The sequence below is a fragment of the Streptomyces sp. DH10 genome (assembly GCF_029813805.1).
Taxonomy (GTDB): Bacteria; Actinomycetota; Actinomycetes; order Streptomycetales; family Streptomycetaceae; genus Streptomyces; species Streptomyces coeruleofuscus.
Genome location: NZ_JARVKU010000003.1, coordinates 98,168 through 120,334 on the forward strand (window position 1 = coordinate 98,168; position 22,167 = coordinate 120,334).

Genomic DNA, 22,167 nt, shown 5'->3' on the forward strand with positions numbered 1-22,167 from the left:
CGTCAGCCCGGAACCACGACCGTACGCAGCTCCCCGTCCCCGAGGTGCAGCATGCCCTTGCCGGGCGCGACCTGGCCACCGACCATGCTGCGAGACAGGCGGACGCCGACGAGGTCGCCGCTGGAGGACTCCTGGGGGGAGAGGAGGATGCCGCGGCGGGCCTTCTTCGCGTCGACCTGCCAGCCGGAGAAGCCGCTGCACACGTCCTCCTCGTCACCGGCGATGACGAGGGCGAGACCGCGTTCGGCGCCGCGCGAGACGAGCTTCTTGAGCTGGCTCTCGGCGTCGCAGTCCTCCAGGATCTCGCCGTCGTCGATCAGGACCGCGATCGGCTCCTCCAAGGACGCCTGGTCGACGAGCTCCTCGAACTCGTCCTCGTCGATGTCGTCGCCGGTGAAGACCTTCAGCACGCCCTCCGTGCCGTCGAGCTGGCGCAGCGGCGACTGGCGGGGTGCCGCGATGACCAGGCGCGTGCCCTGGGCCAGGAACGAGTGCGCGAAGTTCAGCAGCACCGTCGAGCGGCCCGACTTGGCCGGGCCCGCGACGACGAACGCCGGTACGCCCTGCGCCAGATCGGGGCCGAAGCCGACGATCTCGTCGCCGCCGATGCCGACCAGACCCCACAGACGCGAGCGGGACGCCTCCGGGTCGCGCAGTTCCCAGGCCTCCGGGAAGGAGATACGGCTGGGCAGGCTGTCGACGCGGAACGGGCGGCGCGAGCGCGGCACTTCGGCGTAGCGGGCGGTGGCCGCCTCGCCGATCGCCGCCAGCGCCGCGGCCTGGCCCTGGCCACTGGTGTCCTCGGCGAGCAGCGCGAACTGCGTCTCCGTACCGAACTCGTTGCGGAACGCACGGCCCGGCGGGATCTCCTCCGGCACCTTGCGGACCGGGATGCCGAGCGCCGAGAAGTCGCTGCGGTCGGCCAGACGCAGACCGTACTTGTCCTCGGTGAGGGTCGCGATACGGCCCACCAGCAGGGTCCGGTCACCCGTCAGGACCAGGTGGATGCCGACGCTCGCGCCCTCGCGCATCATCGTCTGCAACTCGTCGGTGAGCGAACCGTGGTCGATCTCGCCGAGGGTGGGAACCCAGCCCTCCCAGCGGTCCAGCAGCACCACGATGTGCGGCAGCCGCTCATCCTCGGACACCGAGGCCCGCTGCTCCCCGATGTCCGCGAAGCCCTTGTCCGACAGCAGGTCCTGGCGGCGGCCCATCTCGCCCTTGAGCCGGTTGACGAGCCGCACGACCCGCTCGGTCTGGTTACGGCCGACGACCGCGCCGCAGTGCGGCAGCCGGGTCAGCGCGTTGAGCGCGCCGTTGCCGCAGTCGATGCCGTAGAGGTGCACGTCGGCCACGGAGTGGGTGCGGGCGATGGAGCCCGCCAGGGTGCGCAGCACCTGGGAACGGCCGCTGCGCGGGGCGCCGCCGATCATCAGATGGCCGAAGGACGAGAAGTCCACGACGACCGGGCGGCGGGACTGGCTGGCGGGCAGGTCCTCGATGCCGTACGGGGCGGGCGGCAGCTTGCCGGGGCCGCCGGCGAACGCGGGCACCTCGATCTCGTCCAGCAGCAGCGTCTCGTCGAGGGCGGGCAGCCACGGGCTGTGCTGGGGCGGGATGCCGAGCGAGCGGTTGGCGTCGCGGATGGTGTCCACGAGGACCTTCAGGTCCGTGATCTCCTCGTCCTCACGGGCCTCGGCCTTCGGCTTGGCCAGCGCCGTCCGCCCGAGGTCCTCCCAGGTCAGCGGGCCCACCCAGGGCATGAGTACGGCCGGGTCGGCGGCACCGGGCCGCCGTCCTCCCACGCGTCCGGACTGGAAGGGGACCAGCGAGGCGTGCCCGAGTCGGGCGTAGGCGCGGCCCGGGGTGTTCTTGGAGATATGCCCGGCCTCCGGCGAGTCGATGACGTCGGTCGACTCGCCGCCGTCCGTCACGCGCAGCGCGATACGGAGGTTGGTGTTGGCACGGATCTCGGGCGACACGACACCACTCGGCCGCTGCGTGGCCAGCAGCAGATGAATACCGAGGGAACGCCCTCGCTGGGCGATGTTCACGAGCCCTGTCACGAAGTCGGGCAGGTCACGCACCATCGACGCGAACTCGTCGATGACGATGAGCAGCCGGGGCACCGGCTGGTGCGAAGGGTCCCGGCGCACCAGGTCCTGGTAGTCCTCGATGTCCTTGGCGTCGGCGGCCGCCAGGATGTGCTCGCGCCGGTGCAGCTCGGCACCCAGCGACTCCAGGGCCCGTTCCACCAGGTGGGCGTCGAGGTCGGTCACCATGCCCACGGTGTGCGGCAGATGCACACAGTCCTTGAAGGCCGCGCCACCCTTGTAGTCGACCAGCACGAACGTCATGTTCTCGGGCGTGTTCGCCACGGCCAGCGCCGCCACGATGGTCTGGAGCAGCTCCGACTTACCAGAACCGGTCGTACCGGCGATGAGACCGTGCGGGCCGTCCTTGCGGATGTCGATCCCGAACGGCCCGTCGTACGACTCACCGATGACGGCCAGCGTCGACTGCCCGCCCATCCGCCACCGCGCCACGATCGCGTCGCTCGTCGGCGGTTCCAGCTGGAGCACGTCGAGCAGCCGGCTCGAGCCCGGGAGGGCCGAGTCCTCGGTCTCACCGCTGATGTCCCGCAGCGGCGACAGTGACCGGGCGAGCCGCAGACACCAGGCGGGGGAGACGAAGTCGGGCCGTACGTCCTTCAGCCGCTCCGCACCGGCCTCCTCCACACGCAGGCGCAACTTCTCGACGCGGCCCCCCTGTTCGGGCTGCGGGTCGGTGGTGTGCCAGGCCTGGAAGGAGGGGAAGGCGCCGGCGACCTGCTGGGACTGCTGCTGGACCTGCTGGTCGTGCTCGTACTCCTCGGCCTTCGGTTCGGCGACGACGTATGCCTGGCACTCGCCGGGCAGGAACCGCTCCTCGGCGTCGAGGCAGAGGGCGAACATGGACACGGAGGGGCCCTCGCGCAGCAGCCGCACCACACCGGGGAGCGACCGCAGCCGCCGCGACCCGTCCCACACGACGACGATGTCGGGGTCGCTGAAGCTCGAACCGCCCTGTGACTTGTTCTGCTCGGCGGCCTTCTTGCGCGCGTCGAGGATCTGCGTCAGCTCGCCGATGCGGGCGCCGACGGTCTCGGCGTCGGTCCCGATGAGCACGTTGACGTCCTGCCCGCCGGACGGCCGGGCGTGCGGCAGCCAGCGCACCCAGTCCCAGGACTCCTGCGCGGCGTTCTCGCTCAGCACGTAGAACTGCACGTCCATGGGGCTGTGCAGCGCCGCGGCCTGGGCGACGGCCCACCGCCCGAGAGCACGGGCGGAATCCCCGGGCCCGGCCATGCCGATGACGCCGAGGGTGCGCAGGTGCAGCGCGACCGGGGCGTCCTCGATCTTCCAGGTCACCTGGCGACGGTGATCGTCCTGCTCGGGGTCGTCGAGCACGACCTCGGAGGGCAACTGCCCCGTTCCGACGCGGAGAAGGAGATGATCCCGGTCCGTGCGCCGCCGCTCCCAGAGACGGGTCCGGGGCCCGGTCCCGAGGGCGAGCACGGTCGCCGGATCGGGTATCGCATGCCGCCGGTCGTTCCGCTCGACGACGAGCGCGTCCTGGGCATCCTTCTCGATCCGCTCCTTCTGCTCCTCGTACTCCTGGACCTGCTTGGCGTGCGACTTACGCCCGTGCTTCTTGTCGTTGTAGTAGTTCGCGAAGAGCAGGAACGGGCTCAGCGCGGCCATGATCAGGTAGTACCAGCGCTGGAAGATCATGACCGACACGACGGCACCGACGAGCGGCGTCAGCGCCATCAGCCAGGGCAGCGGGCGGGCCTCGTACTCACGGGGCGCCGACGGCAGCCGGAATTTGGTCTGCCGCTCGGGCGGACGCAGCCGCGGGGGCCGGTTGTAGTCGAGCCCGATGCCGTCGTCGGACCACTTCAGGGCGGCGTTGGGGGGTGTGTAACGGGTGAGTTCGAGGAGGGTGTTACCGATGCCGATCTGAGCACCGAGGGGCCACTCGGTGGGCCCGCCCTTCTTCTCGTCCTTCTTGCCCTGGTCCTTCTTCTTGCCGCTCTTCTTCTTCTCGCCCTGTTCCTCTTTCTCGTCCTCGGCGAGGGACTTGCCGTCGAGAGTGACGTGTTCCTTGTCCATGTGCACGGCGACCTGGCAGGTGCCGTCGGTGGCGACGGAGAGAGTGAGGGCCCGGCCGTCGACCTCGGGATCGTCGACACGGACGTAGGAGGCGGCCCCGCTGCCGATGTCGTAGCGCCCGACGCCGAGCCGGTGCACGAACCCGGCCGCGGGCCCGCCCACGACCCGGAGTTCCACGAGCCCGGTGGGCTCACCGGGCAGACACCCGGAAGGGTCCTGGAGGCTGACGACGGCGCCGTCGCGCAGGGGCGATCCGACGACGGTGGCGTTCGGGTCGACGGCGTACCCGTCCACGTACACAAGGGGCGCGTTGTTGGCCGGCACCTGGCGGTGCTGTCCCAGCGGGATGACCTGCGCGCCGCTGTGCCCGACCTGCTTGGCGAGCTCCTGGGCGATGTCCCCCACGGTGGACTCAGGATCGGCATCGAGCACGACGTCGGCGGTACCACCGCCGTACGGGTCGACGACGGTCAGAGTCAAGCGCACGACTAGTCCTCCCCGTGCCACTGGGCCGGTGTGGCCGCGGTGGTTGTGTGGCGGCTGCCCCGTCCGCGTCAGTCACACGGGTCACAGCCGTAAGGGACGATATCCGTTCGGTGCGGCGGCGAGGCAATGGGGAGGCGCCGTGACGTTCCCGATGGCAACGACGTACACGACTTCGTGACGGCTCGTTCACAGGCCAGGGATGTGGCACCGCAGACCACACCCGTAAGCTGCTGACGCAAGAGCGGACGATCACACCGGTTGCCACGTGCGATCGGCAACTCGGCCGGGAGGCCGATGAGTCCGCAAACAGGGAGCCACGGGGGTTGGCCCTGCGGCGTTGTGAGAGGAAGCGGCTTCATGGCCAAGGACCTTGACATCACATATCAGGACATGCGGGAAGCTGCCAAGCATGTCGTGAAGGAGAAGGAAAAGCTCCAGGAGAAGCTCGAGGGCCTCCGCAAGTACATCAACAACCTCGTGCAGTCCGGCTACGTCACGAAGTCGTCGTCGAAGGCGTTCGACGAGAACTTCGACGAGTTCGTGCAGGGCACGAAGACCACGCTGGACGGCCTTGACGGCATGGGTGACTACCTGACCATGGCTGCCGACAAGTTCGAGCAGATCGACGAGGAGCTGGCGAAGCAGGCTCGCAAGTAGCCGGACGACGCCCGCCCGGTGCGGCAGCGGATGCTGAACGCGCCGGGCAGGCGCCCGGCCGGCCGAGGCCCGTCAGCTGTCGGCGAGGGGCTGCCGGAGCACGTACATGTGAAGATCGCTGCGGGGCTCTTCCGTGTCGACGCGCAGCCAGGATCCGTCACGGAAACGTATAAGCAGGATGCTCGACTCGAATTCGCCGGAGAAGGGGTCGACGAGGGTTGCTTCGGAGGCAGGCAGGCGGGCGACGACCTGCATGTGCTTCTCCCGCCCCACGCTGACGCGCCGCGGCGGAGCCGCCAGGACGATCCCCTCCCGGGTCGCGAGCACCATGCGCTCGTGGTGGGTGGAGTGGCTGTACCAACGCAGCAGGAACTGCCCGGCGTTGCCGTGCCAGTTTCCGTCGAAGACGTTGTCGAGGTCTTGTTGGGCGATGGCGGCGTCTCGGCGCTTGTCCTCTTCCTCCTTGGCACGCCGCTGTTCCTTCTCTTCCTCCCTGTCGAGGGATCGCTTGACGGCTTCTTCCGCAGCGGACAGAAGGCGCAACAGCATGAGGAGCGGTATGAACGGTGCGCCGAGCACCACGCCGATCATGCTCAGCGGAGGCAGTCTGGCAGGGCGGAGACGGGGGTTGCCTGCGGCCTGGAGTACGTCGGCGGGTGGCTGCGGGATCTTGCCGATCCAGCACCAGTCGCCGGCTTCGGCGTGGATGCCCAGGCGGTCCATTGCCACGCGCTGCTTGTCCGTAGATGTCACGTCAAGACTCTCCTCGCCGACGCGGAACAGGATTGTTGTATCGAGAGCGTATCTCGTACGGGGCGCCAGGAGGAGTGAGGGAGTCCGCAATCGTGCCCGCGCTCGTCAGATTCGCACCGAGTTCGCACCGAGAAAAGTTTTAGAGCCATAGAGAGGCATCGCTGATGGGGGACCACATAAAGGCGGATCTCGCCGCCATCAAACAGTGCTCACGAGACCTGACAAAGATTCATGGCGAGTTCGAGCGGAACGGCAATCCTGCGGGCGAGTACGGTCAGGCGGTAGGCCACGGTGGGCTCAAGGATGCCTTCGGTGAATTCGGGGACACCTGGAAGAAAACGCGCAAGAAACTGATGAAGGAACTTGAGCAGCTGGCCGAATTCACGCGTACCGCCGCCAAGGCGTACGACGAGATCGACCAGGAACTGGCCAAGGCCATACGTGATGCCAAGGCGCAGAGCAAGGGGAAGAAGTGAGCAGGACCGACGCCGACTGGCCGCCTCTGTGGCACGACGACCCGACACCGGGTGACCCGGAGGAAGTCGCCAAACTGGGACGCAAGTTGCGCAAGATGGCCGACATGATCGAGGAACAGTCCCGGGTCATCAAGGCGCTTGCTTCGGTGGAGGGTTGGGACAGTGAGGCCGGAAAGGGCTTCCACGAACTCGCCGGTGGCACGGCAGACAAGCTGAAGAAGTCCTTCGAGCGCTATGACGAGGCGGCCAAGGCCATCGGGGAGGACGTGCGCGAAGGCAGCTCGGACCAGTTCGCCAGTGAAATGCGCCGCGCGCAGCGGAAGGCGGACAAGGCGCTCGCTGATTACCGTGAGGCCAAGGCCGACCATGACCTCGCGGACGACGAGGTGAAGAAGTTCACCGAAAAGTATCCCGCGCAGACCATCCCCGCCGCGGACAAGGAAGAGTACGAGCGCTGGGTCAAGAAGCGTGACGAGGCCCTGCATCGCATCGGCGATGCACGCAGGGCGGTGAAGGACGCCAGGGAAATCTACGACGACGCGGGGGACAAGGCGGCCCGCCATATCAGGAACGTCGTGCACCATGATGCGGTCCGGGATCCGGGCGGTTTCATGAACCTGCTGGCGGACTGGGCGGATATGTTGTCGAACATCTCGGCCGTCCTGTCCGTGCTTGCGGTGATCTGCGCATTCGTCCCACCCCTTCAGTTCCTGGCTCCCATATTCGCGGCCCTTGCCGTGGTGACCAGCGCGGCTGCGCTCGCCGGCCATGCATACGACATGACGGTGCGTGGCGGGAAGGTCGATTGGATGAAGCTGGGAGCCGATGCGCTGGGAGTGTTCCCCGGACTGGGCGCCCTGAAGGGGATCAAGGCTCTCAAGGGTGTCAAGGGACTGGCGAAGCTCAAGGTGGGCGGCTCCGCCGCACTCCGCGGTGTGGGAGACAACTTCATGAACGGGATCGCCGTCAAGGGCGTCAACTGGGTTCTGGGCAAGGCAGGCCGCGGCGCGATAGAAGGCAGGAAGATCACCGGAGTGATCAAGGGGGCCGGTCTCGGCAGCGCCCTGCACAGGATGCTCAGCGGCGAGAACGGCGAGAGGACCGGTTACCAAGAGCCTGCCGCCAGTACGTCCACACCTACGCCCACACCTGCGCCGTCGCCTTCGCCCGGTCCCGCTCCGAGCGTTTCGCCGAAGCCGTTCAATGCGGCCCTGGCGGCCTAAGGCTTGGCAATCCGTTCAAGGAGGACAGGAAGCATGAGCGAGGACAAGCGGCATCTCGGGCCGCAGGAGTTCATCGGCCGACGGGGCGGTGACGTGGCTACATTGGTCGAGAGCTCGGTGATCGCTGCCGTGCCCGAGGCGAAGCGGGCCGCGGAGGAAGCTCGACGAGAGCTTCGGTTCGACTTCCTGGACGACCGAGCGGTGCTCGAAATGCTGCGCCGGCGTCATGTCGACGAAGAGGACATGTTCAACGCGGGGTTCAAGCACGGAGTGCCGCTGGCGCTCGTGGGCTTCGGGGCCGTGACCTATTGGGCCGGTGTGGCTCAGTACTGGGAGACCGCAGCAGCCCGCAACGCCTATCTGGCGGTCGCCGGAGCCGTCCTGGCGCTTGAGATCTTCTTCTTCGTGCGAAGTGCGATTACACAATGGGGCGATCCGGTCCGGCAGAACCTGCGGGCCCGGGCGGCGAAGTACCGGCAGATCGCCCACATCGCTCGTCGGGGAGGAGCTGACATCCCCGCTCACTACCCGCACTACGGGCCCTACCCCTTCGCCGCGAGATTCCGTCCCGAAGTGGCTGATCGCGAACAGTCCGAGAGCAAAGGCGCAGATGACCACGGACACCGTTGACGAAGCCCAGCGCAGCCTCACAGAAAGCGGCGGCATAGAGGTTCGCTGGATCATGCCGGAGGGCTTCCTCGAGCTGCCTTTCGAGGCTGATGACTTGGAAGAGCTGGGTGAGCAACTGGTCGAGCTGGCCAAGCAGGCGCTGCCCGGTGCCGACGAGGAAGTGCAGGTGCAGTACGCCGCGATGTGCGTGGCGCACTACGACGAGTTCATCGAGGCGGGCGTGCAGTACGCGGGCTTCGTCACCACGGAGGTCGACGGTGTCCGCTGCACAGCGACGGTGAACGTCAGCCTGCTGGACCTCGATGAGCGAGCCGGCAGCAATCCGGTGGGCTTCATCGCCACCACGATGCGGCACCTGGAGCTCGGACAGATCGGCGAAGTGCAGCTGCCCTGCGGCCCGGCGGTGACGTGCGTCGGCAACCGGCCGTCCAGCGTCGACGGGAGCCTGACGCAGTCGGGGCAGGATGAGTCGATCTGGACGTCGTTCATACAGGTCCAGATTCCGCTGACCAACGGGACCGTGCTCCTGCTGGAAATGGGCACGCCGACGGTCGAAGGGTGGGACGTCTTCTCCTCCATGTTCGCCGGCATCGTCAAGAGCGTCCGCTTCTTCGACAGCGACGGAGCCCCGTTGGTGATGCCGGGATGAAGGAGGCGGCACCAGGCGATGCGTCACCGACGGTGGGGGTGCCCAGGGACTACCGGCTGCTGGTTCCGCGGGAGTGGTTCCGCATCGACCTCATGCAGGATCGCTGGCGCGCTCAACTGAAGACGTATGTGGACCGGCAGGCAGAGGGCCGACGCGTGCCCGCGGAGCTGCAACAACACGTGTGGGCCACACTGCGCAACACCGCCGAAGCTGGCCGTGCGCGCGGTGCCATGGAGTTCTTCCTCCTCACGACCACACGCAACGGCGGCCTCCCGGCCTCGCTCCTCGTGTCCTTGATCCCGCTGGGCACCACCCCCGTTGACCCCGAGAAGTACGCGGCCTGGCTCGAGCTTCGGGAGTCGGAAGGCCCAGGACGGCGGCACGTGTCGGTGGTGGATCTCCCCACGGGTGCTGCAGTGCGCGTTCACGATGCCACGACGTTGGACGTACATGCCCTGATGCCCGGCGGGGTGGGTTACCTGACGCTCTCCTTCTCGGCCCCGCTCACCGGGATGTCCGGCCCGATGGAGCAGTTGTGCGACGCCATCGCGGGTTCTCTGCGGTGGGTCGTATGACGCGGGCGGGAGCTCTGCGAGGCGGCCTGGGGATGGTCGGGGTGATCCTCGGGCTGGTCGTCGGCACGGGCCTGATCCTGCTGGTCATGGGCCTGGGGAAGCGATTCGCCCGTGAGGCCGTTCCGGTGTTCGTGGACCTGCCCGGGGGCGCCTGGACGGTCGGTGGTGGCCTCGGTGTGGTCACCGTGCTCGGGGTGGCCGGCTGGCTGCGGTCTGCCTCCGGGCTCTCGGACCGGACCCGCCTGGCGCGAGGCCTGCACGCCGTCGGCACGGCGGTCTGCTGCGCGGCGGCGTTCGGGCCGTTCTTCCTGCTGCTGAGCGGACTGCCCGGCAGGAACTGCCGGTCGGAGAGCTGTGCGTACATCCCCGGGACCGGCAGCGCGTTCCTGGCCTATGCCCTCAGTGCCGGTCTGGTGGGCTGGTCCGTCCACCGCTGGACCAGCGCGCGGGCCGCGGAGCGGGCGGCGCGGGAGCGGGAACGGGTACGGAGGCTTAGGAAGAAGGGCAAGGGGAAGAGTCGGGCGGCGGGTCAGGGATAGGTGGCCGCGGCGATTGTGGGGGCGAGCTGTACGGGTCGTATCGGCCAGACCGGCCCCCCCCCGTAAACTGCTGACGCCGCGCGGTGCCTGTTCACGGGTGCCGTGCCGCGCGGCTGGGCGACGAGACTTACCTCAGGGATCACTGAGCGGGGGCCTGAGTCGAGCCGGCTCATCGTGTGCCTCAGTAGACCGTCAGGGCTCCGTCGGCTGAGTGGCCTCTTCGGCCTCCGGGCGTCGGCGGTCGTTGATGACGAAGGCCGCGCGGACGAGTGCTGTGATCGTGACGATCGTGGAGAGCAGTCCCACTGCCCAGAGCCACGGATAGGTGCTGAACACCCAGCTTGGTGCGGTGTCGCGGCCGCGGCCCCACTTGCCGGTGTCCTGGGCGTTGAATACGAGGCTCACGTAGGGCACGAGCGCGGCTGCGGATGTGACACCGAGGCCCGTGCGGACCAGCGTGCGGGCGGGGTGGGCCTTCCAGGACTTCCATTTCATGCTGCTCAGCGACCATACCGAGAGAAACACCAGGCACGGGGCCAGGACCCCCAGGCATGCGGCGAAGGCGTAGGCCCCGCCCGGCCACGCCTCTGCTGCCCACTGCCAGGTGTCGTCGCCCCACAGCATGTCGACGACTGCCAGGAGGACGATGCCGCCTGTGATGCAGAGAAAGACGAGGCAGCCGAAGACGAACTCGCCCTTCTCCCTCGTGTCCTTGCCGCCGGTACGCCGCTTGCCCGCATGTCGCTCGTACTGCAGCGAAGGGGCAGCTGCTTTGCGGCGTCGGGGTTTGGCCGTGCCTCCCACGCTTTCCGTCTCCTTCTCGCCCGGTCACCTGTTGGCGGACAGTCGTGATCTACTCACCGGCAATTCTCCGCCGCCGTCTCGACGAACACCTTGGATGCCTGCCACAGGTCCGTACTTGTGGGGAACTTGACCATCACGATCTCGAATTTTCGTAGCCTGCGGGAGACAAGGAGTGCCGGCGGAATGACGGCGGTAAGGCCAGTAAGGCGACGCCGCCGTACCTGCTGGAGAGGGAACTATCGATATCGCCACCAGTGGCGCAGGGTCATCCCTCCTGCTGCAGTCAGCAGGATCGCCAGCACGCTGAATCGTCCTACTGGGGTCGTGAACAGAAGCCACACGCCACCGAACGAGAAGATGATTCCGCCGGTGCACATCAAGAAATTGTAGGCGCCATCAGGAATACTTCCAGGCGGAATCCAAGGCATGGTTATCTCCAGGTAGCTAGAGTGAGAGCACCCCGGTTTGTGGCTCACTCGTCGGCATCGTCGGGTGCCACGTAGTCATTATGGCGTAGCACGATGGAGTGGGCCAGTTCGTCCATGTCATCCAGTGAGCGCAGCACTTGCGTCGGTACGGGTGACCCTGTGATGACGATCACGTCCCGTCCGTGCTCTTCATTGCGCCATGCGTAACGAAGACTTGAGATAACGGCGTTGCTTTCACTGTCCACTGAGTAGCGCAGTACGCGTAGCCCCGTTCCGAGCGACTCTGTCGTGAATTCTTCGACAATCGGTGGCTCGACCGCACCATCGTCGTCTGCAAGTGTGACCCGACGCAGTTCCGAGATCTTCTCGCCTTCGGAGGGGAAGTTGCTCACGAACACAGGTAGTGGGAGCGCTGTGGGACTGGGCAGATACAAAAGCACCTCGAACCCGGGAAACATCTTCGGATACTGCTCGACGCATGCTGCCAAGGTGTCTGCCAGGAATTCGACCCCGCCTGTTCCAGGGTCTTCTTCGTACTCCTCCCACCAGAGCGCCGCGGTTTCGATTGCCCACTCTTGCGGTGTTCGCTTGTCGTCGTCTTCCCACGGCTCCGTTGCGCCAATCGTCCAGCGGGGAGGAAGTTCAAGCCAAAGATCCAGGTCGTATTCGATATCCAGCCAGCTCATTCACTGCTCCAACGAAATGTGGTCACGATGGCGTCAAAGAGGGAGACCGTAGCGTCAGACAACTCATCACAGGGATCTCCGCCGCCCATGGTTGAGAAGGAGATCGTCAGCCATTTTCCACGGTCACCGGGAACAGCTACCACGTAATCGACACGCCGTGACGCCAGCTCGATGCCTTCCTGCGTGTCGGCATCAATCACTACCTCCCGTCTGGCGCCGGGCGCCTGATCTACATCGACGGGTTCGTAACCACCAGTTGAGGTCATTGCTCCGAGAAAGCGGCCGGGATCGCCTTCGGTACTGATTTCACCCACGACGAATGAGGCAGCAATTGGGCTTTCCCCGGGGTCCGCTATCGGTAGGTAGAAATCCAGCCCACCACTTTTACGGGCATTCTTGATTCCAGCCGATAGGCGGCGCTCGACCTCCAACCTGTAGCGGGTGACTAGATCTTTGGGAAAATTCTTAGGAAGCTGCTTGCATGCAGACTCGATAATCTCCCGCACTGTCGTCTCCCGCTCGCTCTTTCGGCGCAAAGGGATTCGTTTCCAATTTGGTGGAAGAATCAAGGAGTACCCATTTGCTACTCCTTTCTTCAGTGGTTCTGGTGAAGCCTTCGCAGTTTCGGCAGGATGGTCTGGTTCCACTCTGTACCTCGAAGATTAATGAGACTGGTCGGGTGTGGGGTCAGTTACTTACCAGCCGGACCCGCGCTCTACAGTAAATTGCTCTTTAGTTTCGTTGTAACCCTCGACATAAGGCTTGTCCGGCCAAATATCGCTGGTTCCCAAGCCTTTGTCTGCCAGGTCAGCTGTAAGTGCAGCTCCGAATGCCGTGCGGAACCTATCGCGGTACACCTCCGCATTCTGGCCGGCTTTCAAAACCTCAGGAGAATTGGGGTGGCTCGCGCGCATGTGTTGGATGTCTTTATATGATCGGGCGAATTCCTTGTCGCCGCCCGACGCAGCCAAATCGCGCCGGTTCGCCTCCGGCAACTCTCTGTTGCGTTCAGCGGCTCGGGCCTCGTTTCTCGCTGAATTCTTCTGCTTTTGGGCAGCGTGAAGAGCTCGCTCGGCTCCTCTTCTCTTCCTTTTACTGGTAGTCCTCTTCCGAGCCTGCCTGTCTGCGCTCCTGATAGCGTTATTGATCTTGTTGTTGTTCTCGGCGCCCTTCGCGGCTCTGGCAGCTTTTCCTGCCTCTTTTGCAGAGGCTTTGCGCATAACTGTCTGTACAGCCTTGAGGCCCTTCAAGGCTTTGGCCCCCATTCCCATGGTGACAAGCGAAAATGCATCCGTGGCCACGTCCATCCATGACCCATCCCCGGTGATGGCCAATAGCACGTGACCGCCCATCACCAAGGCGGTTGCCACAGTGGCGACCATGGCAACCCAGCCGACAGGAGTGATGAAGAGAGCTACGATGCCAATAATCGTGGCGGTCCAACTCAAGACATCAATGGCGATCTTTACGTAATCAACCACACCTTCCCACCAGGAGTCCTTGATGATATCTTTGATCTCAGTGCCAATTTCCTTTGCGTAATAACCGGCACGTTCGTCGCGATGCCCCTTAACTCTTTCGAGTTGTGTGCGGTAGTCTTTCAGCGGATCTTCGCTTGAAGACTTCGGAGGGCTATCACCGCTTGACTCCGCCTTCTTCTTGGCGGCGTCGACTTCTTCTTGCTCCCGTTTCGCGTTAGTGAGAATGTTGTCGGCACTTGTTTGGAAATCCTCCAATTCGGTGGCCCATTTACTCAAGAATCCATGGACACGTTCATAGCGGCTGGCCACTTCGCGAAGATGCTTTTCGAGGTCGCCCGACTCTTCGCGTAGCTTGCCTGCGTATTTTCCCTTGAGTTCGTCGTCGTCTCTGATTCTAGTCAGATCTTTTGCCTGTGCCCGCAGTGATTTCGCAACGCTGATCATGTGCTTTACTTCGGCACGAATCTCCTCCGGATCACCAGGCACGGGGTCCGAATCGGCTAGAGGGTGCCAGTCCTTGGGGCGGGACTTAGAGGACGCGGTCACTTCTTCTTTCCGGCTTTCCTGAGTTCTTTAGCGAGGTCGGAATCGAGTCCAGTGAAACCGTCGATGGTAGAGGTGACCAGCTTTCCTACATTCTCGACGGTCTCGAGCATCTTCTCGCGATACTTTTCCCAGTTGTCAACGAAGTCGCCCATAACTTCCGCTATTTGGCTACTGCCCCAATAGGGATTCATGTCATCTTTGCGGTTGTCGAGATCGTTGAGTTCCTTCTTGATTCGGTTGAGTCGGGATTCTGAATCGACCAGCAGTTTGATATTGACGACGAGGTCGGAGTCGTTTGCCATGACTGTCCGCCGGGTTTTCTGGAGTCGGGTTTGCGATGGTCATTGCGCTCAGCGGTTGACGGCTTGGATCTCCTGGACGGTGATGTCCTGGTCGTTGCCGAAGGTGCCGTTCGGGAGGTTGCCGCCGGCGCCGCCGGTACCGGTCCAGGTGATCTCCCACGTGATGGTGGCCTGGAGCTTGAAAGTGTCGTCGCCGGAGGAGCGGAGGTATTTGACTCCGCACGGCGGTGTCTCGTCGGCCTTGCCCTTGGCGTAGGGCTCGCCGATGGAGTCGTCGGCGTTGATGGTGCACTCGCCGGTGGCCGGGTAGGTCTCGGCGTCCTCGGCGCCCGGCTCCAACTTGAGGGACACCGGCTTGGCGGTGGTGGTTGCCTGGATATTGAAGCCGGGGACGTTGAGGGCCGCTGTGGCCTGGACCTCGTCGAAGACGGCCTTGTCGAGCCAGGCCCAGGTCGGCAGGTTCACCTTGGTCTCCGCCTCGGGCGCGAGGGTGACCTTCGTGGCGGGCAGCTGCATGTGCTGGTAGGCGAGCGCGGCGAGCATCTCCGGCTTGATGGCCTCTTCGTAACGGGCCGGCGGGGCCTCGCCGTTCTCCACCCAGAAGGGCAGGTCGGTGCACGAGGTCCGCTTGAGGTAGTCCGGCTCGTTGGGGTTCTCGACGCCGGCCCAGAACATGCCCTTGCCGTCGTTCTCGGCGTTGTAGTCCTTGTAGCCGGGGCTTCCGTCCCAGCCGTACTCGTCCTCGTAGTGCCGCTTGGTCTGGCCCAGGGCCGAACCGGCGGTGCCGCCCATGCCGGGTGTGTTCAGCTGGCGCTCGAGGTCCTCGGACATCTTCTTCTTGAAGTCCTTGGCGCCGAGGTAGGGGGCGTACCAGCAGGGCGGGGGCGTCCAGTTGACGTCCGAGGAAGTCACGTTGCCGGTGCCGCCGTTCTTGGCGACCGATCCGGAGTATTGGATGCGGGCGGCGGCGTAGATGCCGTTGCCGTCGCCGCCACCCGACTGTTCTGTGTTGGACCCCTGGGTGTTGGCCGGTTCTTCTCCCGCGTAGCCCGGTTCTGCGAGGACGAGAATGCCCAAGGTCAGCGCCAGGGCGACTGCGCCCGTACTGAGGGTTTTATGCCGTGCCCCGTTCACTGGCACTTCGCCGCCTTCGCTTCGACGAACACCTTGGACGCCTGCCACAGACCGTCTCCGGTGGGGAGCTTGACCATGACGATCTTGAAGTAGTCGAAGTCCGTGATGCTGGGGGCGCCCTTCAGGACCTTTCCAGTCTTGATCTCTTTGGAGTGGAACTTGGTTGAATCCACGCAGAACGCAACCTCCACCGAGTTGCCGTTCGGCGCGGACCGGGTGGTGGCCTGGTAGTGGCGCCGTGTGCCGGTTGCTGTCCAGCCGCCGTCCAGCCTGGCGTTGATCTGCGTTTTGGCGTACCTCGTCCCATCGCCTGTCGAGTAAGCGACCAGGGCGGCATCCTTGGTCGTGCGCTTGTCGACGCCTCGGTAGATGGCCCGGACGAAGTTCGCGGCGTCCTGCATCGCAGCCGCTTCGTTCTTGTCCTTCGGCTTGTCCCAGTCGAAGGCCAGGTTCATGTCCTTGGGCAGGGACACGTCCACGCCGTCCGGCTTGTCGCCGGCCGGTGCCCCCGAGGGCGATGCCGACTCCTTCGGCGTCTCCGATCCCTGGTCGGCTCCGGCGATCTTGTCGTTTCCGCTTGACTTGTCGTCCCCGCTACCGCAGGCCGTCAACAGCAGGGCCGCCGTTGCCGCCAGCGCGGCAGCAACGGGCGATGGGCGGCGCTTCACAGTGGCTCCCCGTGAGAAACAGAAGTTCAGTTAGGGCTCTGACGCTACCGGTGAGGTTTCCGGTTTCACCAGAGCGAACTTCCGCGTGGACAGGGGCAATCCGGGATGTAAGGGCCTCTCGCGGGACTGGCTGTGTCTTGATTGTGCTCAAGCAGGGACGGCGCCAGGTGCCGCCGTGTCCGGCGTCCGGCGCCCTGGTGTTCCCGGGGGACGGTTCGCTAGGCCGAGGCACGTTAGTTATGGGGGAGGGGGCCCCGCCGCACGCACATGTGGAGTTCGCTGCGGAGCTCTCCCGTCTCGACGCGCAACCAAGATCCGTCACGGAACGCCCCAGGCCCGGGAACGCCAGCCTTCGCCGGTTGCATCGCCCGGCGGGCAAGGGTGCTGCTGGAGTACTAGGGGCGGCCTTCTGGCCGTTGGACTCACCCGGCGTGCCCCATGCGAACGCAGTGGCCGGTGTGAGAGAGAACGCCGGCAATCGTCGTGGCAACGATCCATCGACGCTGACCTCTTATCGCAGGCACGTCTTCTGTCCCCGTTCCGACTCAAGCTTCGTCGTCTGCCACACGCCGCTGCTGTTCTTTTCCAGACGTGTGCTGTACAGCACGAAGGAGTCGTCGGATGCGGGTGTCTTGTCGATCTTGTTGGTCTTGCGATTCTTGTTGAACGCCTTACTTTCATCTGCGCAGTACGAGACGCCTGCGGACTTCTTGTCGAACACGCTGATATCGGGTGCGTAGTAACGGACCGTCCCGTGGTAGGTGAACCCGGAGTCCACGATTCCCTTGACCCAGTCCCGGCTACCTGCGAGGGCGTTGTCCGCCTGATAGAAGCTCAGGGCGGGGGACTCCGGATCGCCCTGCGTGACCGCATAGGTCACCGCTGATTGCGCTAGTCCTGCGTCCGCCAGGATTTCGTCCTTGGTGGCGTCTCCGGTGGACCAGCCCTCGAACGTCTCCTTGACGTCCTTGGGAAGATTTATTCTCGGACGCTTCGCGTCGCCATCGGATGCGTTAGGCGGAGTTGGTGATGCGGACTCTGCAGAGTCGGCGTCGGCGATCTTATCGTTGTCGCTGGACTTGTCGTCCCCGCTGCCGCAGGCCGTCAACAGCAGTGCCGCCGTCGCCACCAGTGCGGCAGCGACGGGCAATGGGCGGCGCTTCACAGTGGCTCCCCGTGAGACAGAAGTTCAGTCAAGAGCACCGACGGTATCGGTGAGGTTCCCGGTTTCACCAGAGCGACTTCCACGAGAACATGGGCAATTCGGGTTGTATGGGGCTCGCGGGAGGCTGGTTGTGTCCTGATCGCGCACAAACGGGGGTAGCCCCGGATCCCGCAGTGTGCGGCGTCCGGGGCCGTGGTGCTCAGGTACCTCGATTCGCTAGTGCGGTGTCCTGCACCTCGGGCAAGCGCAGGGCGGATACGTCGACATGAAGGGGACCGGGTCGTTGCGTCCGCCGGCCAGGATCTCGACTTCGCCACGGTCGTCGGTCACCTTGCCTCCTGCGTCGATCTTGTATACGCGGAGGGTGAGCGGGAGCGGCGATGGGGCGGGTTCGGGATTTCGATGGGGTCTGTCGGAGGCGGGTAGTGGGTGGAGCAGTTCGGGCAGGCGTACACGTTGAAGCCGAGGCCTGTGGGGGCGTGGACCCGGTGGACCAGGACTGGTTCGTCCGTGTTGCGCTGGCAGCGGGCGCACATCCGGAGGGTCGGGCGGGTCATCGGGTGGCCGCCGGGACTCGTACGACGTGGATGCGCTTCGGGCCCGTGTCGATGTCGGAAGCGGCCAGGTGAGCGGGTCGGTGGTGTTCGACGGGATCCAGGACGTAGGGGCGTACGAGGCGGGACGCGTTGCCGTCGAGGAGTTCGGTGAAGCGGGGAGGGGGTGGTGGGACGGGGTTGAACCGTAGGCGGCGTAGTGCGCCGAGGCGGTGACGACCGCGAGGCCGTGGGGTGCACAGGCTCAGTGCCCACGAGAGGGTGCGGACGATAAGGTCCAGCATGTCGACGCTCCTTGCAGCGTTGGCCATGCCCCGGGACGGCGGTCGTTCCCGTCGTCGCGGGAGTGGCGCTGGGCATCTTCGGGACCGGGGAAGGCGATCGGGTCGCCCTCGCGGAGCGGGGCGAGTGGGCCGACGCCGTGGTCGTTCGCAAGGACGACACCAAGACCAACTACTGTGACCTGCGGCTGGTCGGCGGTCGCGAGATCTCTCCCGCGCTCTCGGAAGGCGGAGGGTGCAGGGACTGGGTGGGGGCCGGGTACAAGCTGCGGGTTCGGTACGACCCCGCAGGCGTCGCCAGCCCGACCACCGACCTGGAGCGCAGCTCGGACGCCGGGTTCCTCGCGGTTCTTTTCGGCCTCGCGGTCGTGATGGGCACATGGGGCGGCGTGCGGCAGAGTCGGTGGGACAGGGAGTACGTCCCGGCCTGAGCGGACGCCCGTACTCAGTACATGGCTTCCTTCGGCACCTCGATCTGCCGGTACTCCACCCACCGCCCCAGCCGTTCAAACCGCCCCGCCACGACGAACAGCACGAACGGCGCCGGAAGCCCGATCAGGGCCACCGCCCACACCGGCAGGAACCAGCCCAGTTGGGACACGCACAGGCAGCAAGTCAGGATCGACGCTGCCGTGCGGGCGAATGACTTCGCGTCGGCGGTCATCCTGCGGTGGCTGTCCGGCGAGTTCGTGATCAGGGCGCCGGCCCGCATGCCCAGCGCCGCGCCCGCCAGCGCGCCCCAGAGGATGCCGCCGGGCAGGAACATGGCCGGGAAGCCGTCCTGAGGGAAGTCGAAGGCGAAGCCCACCGTGAGGCCCGTGACCGCGCCGATGAGCGTGCAGCAGAGCACGGTGACGGCAGCCAGTTGGTCCCGGATCTGGGCCGCTGCCGTGCTGTCGCCCTCCCGCACCTGACGGAACACCCCGCCCGAGCCCACCACGAACAACGGCGTGCCGATCACCATCATGATCGCCGCGCCGAACCAGCCCCCATTCTTGCCGGGCGCGTCGGTAGCGGGGAAGAAGTCTTGTACGTGCCACGCCACACCCGCGGTCACCGCGACGTACAACCAGTACCCGGCGATCAGCGCCCAGCCCGTGCCGATCTTGGCACGTCGTGCGAGTGCCAGTGGGGTGTGGAGGAGGCCTGCCACAGGGATGGCGATCAAGGCCCACACGAAGATGAAGGCTTCTGAGGAGCGTCCCTCGGCGCGGACTCTCTCGCACAGTGCAGGGAAGGGCGGGAGGCCGAATCTTTCCGGGGACGAACTGAGCAGAACTGCCATGACCAGGGCGGCTACTCCCGCTGTGACGCCCGCAGTGATCCGCGCGGCCTTGCCCCACCGCGTCGGTGTCTGGCTTTCCCCTCCGCCCGTCGCCGCAGTCATCCGTTCCCTCCCCGGTTCCCGTCCCTGTGAAGCTCACCGTTCCGCCCCTACAGCCAGGCCTCCGAAACTACACTCGCGCCCCATGCGTAACTCCCGCAGCATGAAGACGTCCGCTTCACCCGGTGAGTTCTACGGAAGCGCGTGGAGAAGACGGCCCGCGGGAGTCGGTGCCCGATCCGAGCCCTGGGGCGGTGACGCACCCTGACCCCCGCCAAAGCCAAGGCCAAACCCAAGGCAAAATCCAAGGCCCGGGCCCGTCACAAACAGTCCCGAGACCCCCGCGCCCACTGGCTGTTACTCGCCCTCACCCTTCCCCTCGTCTTCGCCCTCCTGCTCTTCGAGGGCTGGACCCAGCACGAGGTCGACGCCGCGAAGGCGCGGACGCCCTGTGCCTCGCCCGTGCCGGACGCCGTCGCCAGGGGCGGGCCCGTGATCGGGATCAACCGGGACGGGATCCGGTCCGGTTCGATGCCCGCCCGGACCGTCGCGCTCACCTTCGACGGGGGGCCCGACCCCGTATGGACCCCGCGGCTGCTGGATCTGCTGCGCCGCAACCGGGCACGCGCGACCTTCTTCGTGCACGGCGCCCAGGCCGCCCGCCACCCCGAGCTGATCCGGCGTATCCGTGCCGAGGGGCACGAGATCGGGTCCAACACCTACACCGGAGCCGTCCTGGGCGAGTCGTCCGCGCCCCGCTTCCGGTCCGAGCTCGAACTGACCCAGAGCGCGCTGGCCGGAGCCACCGGAGTGCGTACCAATCTGCTGCGCATGCCGCGGACCACCACCCCCGACACCCTGTGCGGCCGTGAGTGGCGGGCGGCGCGGCGGGCCACCGGGTACGGGTACGTGCTCGTCGCCGCCGACAAGGGGTCGCGCAAGCCGGCGCAGGGGATCGTGCGGCAGCTCAGCCAGACGGAGAGCGCCTATCTGGAGGCGCGCAGGCTGCTGAGGGACCGGAGTGTCGACCGGTTCACCACCGTGTCCCAAGGGCTCGGGCTGGTTCCGTACGCGGCCCCGTCCGTCGTCGAGAAGTGGCTGGGGGCCGGGCTGATCCAGGTCACGCGCGCCGGGCAGGTCTTCTCCACCGCCATGATCTGGATCCTCGGTGTCGCCGGCGGGCTCGGCGTACTGCGGCTGTTGCTGCTCGCCCTGTTCGCCCGCGCCCATGTGCGCCGGCTGGAGCGGTTCCGGACCGGGGCGCCCTGGATGCGTGAGGGGTCCGGGCCGGTGACCGTGCTCGTCCCGGCGTACAACGAGGAGGCCGGAATCGGGTCGACCCTGCGGTCGCTGCTCGATTCCACCCACCGGGAGCTCCAGGTCATCGTGATCGACGACGGGTCGGGCGACCGGACCGCCGACATCGCCGAGAACACGGGGGACGCGAGGGTGGAGGTCGTCCGCCAGCCCAACTCCGGCAAGGCCGCCGCCCTCAACACCGGGCTCGCCCACGCGCGGTACGACATCGTCGTGATGGTCGACGCCGACACCGTCTTCGAGCCCGATGCCATCGAGCGGATCGTCCAGCCGCTCGCGCATCCCGCCGTGGGGGCCGTCAGCGGCAACACCAAGGTCGGCAACCGGCGCAGTCTGCTGGCCCGTTGGCAGCACCTGGAGTACGTCTTCGGGTTCAATCTCGACCGCCGCATGTTCGAGGTGCTGGAGTGCATGCCGACCGTGCCGGGTGCCATCGGGGCGTTCCGCCGGGACGCGGTGATCGGCGTCGGCGGGGTCAGCGAGGACACGCTCGCCGAGGACACCGACCTGACGATGGCCCTGTGGCGGGCCGGCTGGCGGGTGCTGTACGAGGAGTCCGCCGTCGCCTGGACCGAAGTGCCCACCACACTGCGGCAGTTGTGGCGGCAGCGGTACCGGTGGTGTTACGGCACCTTGCAGGCGACGTGGAAGCATCGCAGGGCTCTCCTCGGCATGGGGCCCGCCGGGCGGTTCGGGCGGCGCGGGCTGACCTACCTCGCGCTCTTCCAGGTCGCGCTGCCGCTGCTCGCGCCCGTCATCGACGTCTACGCCCTGTACGGGGTGCTGTTCCGCGACCCGTGGGAGTCGGCCGCGGTGTGGTTCGCGTTCCTCGGCGTGCAGATCGTCTGCTCCGGTTACGCGCTGAGACTCGACGGCGAGCCGGTCCGGGCCCTGTGGTCGATGCCGTTCCAGATCGTCGTCTACCGGCAGTTGATGTATCTCGTCGTCATCCAGTCGCTCGTCGCGCTGCTGCTCGGCAGCCGGCTGAGGTGGCAGCGGATGAAGCGCTCCGGGACGGCCGCTGAACAGATCGGCGGGCCGGTTCCGTATAGGAGCGTGCCAATGCGCTGACCCGAGAGCCCCCCACAGCACCTTCGAGGCGTCGATGAGCGACTGGACCGACCGTCCGGGACAACCCCCTCCGGAGTGGACCCCACGGCGGGAACCTCCCGCGCCCTCCGTAGGGCGTGTCCGCAAAGTCCCGCCTGCCCCGCGACGCCCGGCACGCTCCCCCACTGCCTCAGGGGCGTGGGAGGTGCCCCCACTCGCCGCACCGGACGAACACCCTCGTACAACCAGTACGCGGGCGTCCGCCCGGCACGCCGAGAGCACGCA

The 22,167-nt window shown here is 66.2% G+C and carries 21 protein-coding genes; 9 read left to right on the forward strand and 12 right to left on the reverse strand.

What is annotated here, in order from left to right:
* Positions 1 to 2 precede the first annotated feature (2 nt).
* Complete coding sequence (locus tag QC385_RS07310; RefSeq protein ID WP_279540457.1) at positions 3 to 4,640, reverse strand: FtsK/SpoIIIE domain-containing protein; 4,638 nt, start codon at positions 4,638 to 4,640, stop codon at positions 3 to 5.
* 357 nt (positions 4,641 to 4,997) lie between these two features.
* On the opposite strand from QC385_RS07310, the gene QC385_RS07315 reads away from it, so the two are divergent.
* A complete protein-coding gene (locus tag QC385_RS07315; protein WP_082319687.1) occupies positions 4,998 to 5,297 on the forward strand; it encodes a WXG100 family type VII secretion target in 300 nt (99 codons plus the stop codon).
* Positions 5,298 to 5,369: 72 nt separating this feature from the next.
* Here the strand turns inward: QC385_RS07315 and QC385_RS07320 are convergent, their stop codons facing one another.
* Complete coding sequence (locus QC385_RS07320; protein ID WP_279540458.1) at positions 5,370 to 6,050, reverse strand: hypothetical protein; 681 nt, start codon at positions 6,048 to 6,050, stop codon at positions 5,370 to 5,372.
* A gap of 164 nt (positions 6,051 to 6,214) precedes the next feature.
* Between QC385_RS07320 and QC385_RS07325 the strand changes: the two genes are divergently transcribed.
* From QC385_RS07325 to QC385_RS07350, 6 genes are read left to right on the forward strand one after another with little or no spacing between them, the layout of a single operon-like run.
* On the forward strand, positions 6,215 to 6,526 hold the full coding sequence (locus tag QC385_RS07325; RefSeq protein WP_279540459.1) for a WXG100 family type VII secretion target: 312 nt from the start codon (positions 6,215 to 6,217) through the stop codon (positions 6,524 to 6,526).
* Positions 6,523 to 7,749: a putative T7SS-secreted protein gene (locus tag QC385_RS07330; protein WP_279540460.1), complete on the forward strand. Its 1,227-nt coding sequence runs from the start codon at positions 6,523 to 6,525 to the stop codon at positions 7,747 to 7,749. Before QC385_RS07325 ends, QC385_RS07330 begins: the two co-directional genes overlap by 4 nt.
* A 33-nt stretch (positions 7,750 to 7,782) precedes the next feature.
* On the forward strand, positions 7,783 to 8,379 hold the full coding sequence (locus QC385_RS07335; RefSeq protein ID WP_279540461.1) for a hypothetical protein: 597 nt from the start codon (positions 7,783 to 7,785) through the stop codon (positions 8,377 to 8,379).
* Positions 8,360 to 9,028: a hypothetical protein gene (locus QC385_RS07340; protein ID WP_279540462.1), complete on the forward strand. Its 669-nt coding sequence runs from the start codon at positions 8,360 to 8,362 to the stop codon at positions 9,026 to 9,028. The genes QC385_RS07335 and QC385_RS07340 overlap by 20 nt, the downstream gene beginning before the upstream one ends.
* Positions 9,025 to 9,603 (forward strand): hypothetical protein, encoded by a 579-nt coding sequence (locus QC385_RS07345; protein ID WP_279540463.1) that lies wholly within the window; start codon positions 9,025 to 9,027, stop codon positions 9,601 to 9,603. The genes QC385_RS07340 and QC385_RS07345 overlap by 4 nt, the downstream gene beginning before the upstream one ends.
* Positions 9,600 to 10,142: a hypothetical protein gene (locus tag QC385_RS07350; RefSeq protein ID WP_279540464.1), complete on the forward strand. Its 543-nt coding sequence runs from the start codon at positions 9,600 to 9,602 to the stop codon at positions 10,140 to 10,142. Before QC385_RS07345 ends, QC385_RS07350 begins: the two co-directional genes overlap by 4 nt.
* A gap of 192 nt (positions 10,143 to 10,334) precedes the next feature.
* Here QC385_RS07350 and QC385_RS07355 read toward each other — a convergent pair whose 3' ends face one another.
* From QC385_RS07355 to QC385_RS07395, 9 genes are all read right to left on the reverse strand, one after another.
* Positions 10,335 to 10,946, reverse strand: coding sequence for a hypothetical protein (locus QC385_RS07355; RefSeq protein ID WP_279540465.1), 612 nt, complete (start codon positions 10,944 to 10,946; stop codon positions 10,335 to 10,337).
* 472 nt (positions 10,947 to 11,418) lie between these two features.
* On the reverse strand, positions 11,419 to 12,060 hold the full coding sequence (locus QC385_RS07360) for a hypothetical protein (protein WP_279540466.1): 642 nt from the start codon (positions 12,058 to 12,060) through the stop codon (positions 11,419 to 11,421).
* Complete coding sequence (locus tag QC385_RS07365) at positions 12,057 to 12,566, reverse strand: hypothetical protein (RefSeq protein ID WP_279540467.1); 510 nt, start codon at positions 12,564 to 12,566, stop codon at positions 12,057 to 12,059. Before QC385_RS07365 ends, QC385_RS07360 begins: the two co-directional genes overlap by 4 nt.
* 189 nt (positions 12,567 to 12,755) lie before the next feature.
* Positions 12,756 to 14,087: a hypothetical protein gene (locus QC385_RS07370; protein WP_279540468.1), complete on the reverse strand. Its 1,332-nt coding sequence runs from the start codon at positions 14,085 to 14,087 to the stop codon at positions 12,756 to 12,758.
* The gene (locus QC385_RS07375; RefSeq protein ID WP_279540469.1) at positions 14,084 to 14,389 is read right to left on the reverse strand and encodes a hypothetical protein; all 306 of its coding nucleotides are present in this window, start codon (positions 14,387 to 14,389) and stop codon (positions 14,084 to 14,086) included. The genes QC385_RS07370 and QC385_RS07375 overlap by 4 nt, the downstream gene beginning before the upstream one ends.
* Before the next feature lie 48 nt (positions 14,390 to 14,437).
* Positions 14,438 to 15,472: a hypothetical protein gene (locus QC385_RS07380; RefSeq protein WP_443032866.1), complete on the reverse strand. Its 1,035-nt coding sequence runs from the start codon at positions 15,470 to 15,472 to the stop codon at positions 14,438 to 14,440.
* A 47-nt stretch (positions 15,473 to 15,519) separates the two neighbouring features.
* A complete protein-coding gene (locus QC385_RS07385; RefSeq protein WP_279540471.1) occupies positions 15,520 to 16,191 on the reverse strand; it encodes a hypothetical protein in 672 nt (223 codons plus the stop codon).
* Between the two features lie 511 nt (positions 16,192 to 16,702).
* Positions 16,703 to 17,356, reverse strand: a complete 654-nt coding sequence (locus QC385_RS07390; RefSeq protein WP_279540472.1) for a hypothetical protein — start codon at positions 17,354 to 17,356, stop codon at positions 16,703 to 16,705.
* Positions 17,357 to 17,909: 553 nt separating this feature from the next.
* Entirely contained in the window at positions 17,910 to 18,194 is a 285-nt protein-coding gene (locus QC385_RS07395; RefSeq protein ID WP_279540473.1) for a hypothetical protein, read from the reverse strand.
* 11 nt (positions 18,195 to 18,205) lie between these two features.
* On the opposite strand from QC385_RS07395, the gene QC385_RS07400 reads away from it, so the two are divergent.
* A complete protein-coding gene (locus tag QC385_RS07400; protein WP_279540474.1) occupies positions 18,206 to 18,622 on the forward strand; it encodes a hypothetical protein in 417 nt (138 codons plus the stop codon).
* Between the two features lie 14 nt (positions 18,623 to 18,636).
* Here the strand turns inward: QC385_RS07400 and QC385_RS07405 are convergent, their stop codons facing one another.
* Entirely contained in the window at positions 18,637 to 19,359 is a 723-nt protein-coding gene (locus QC385_RS07405; RefSeq protein WP_279540475.1) for a hypothetical protein, read from the reverse strand.
* Positions 19,360 to 19,977: 618 nt separating this feature from the next.
* Here QC385_RS07405 and QC385_RS07410 point away from each other — a divergent pair.
* On the forward strand, positions 19,978 to 21,903 hold the full coding sequence (locus QC385_RS07410; RefSeq protein WP_279540476.1) for a glycosyltransferase: 1,926 nt from the start codon (positions 19,978 to 19,980) through the stop codon (positions 21,901 to 21,903).
* The last annotated feature ends 264 nt before the right edge of the window (positions 21,904 to 22,167 follow it).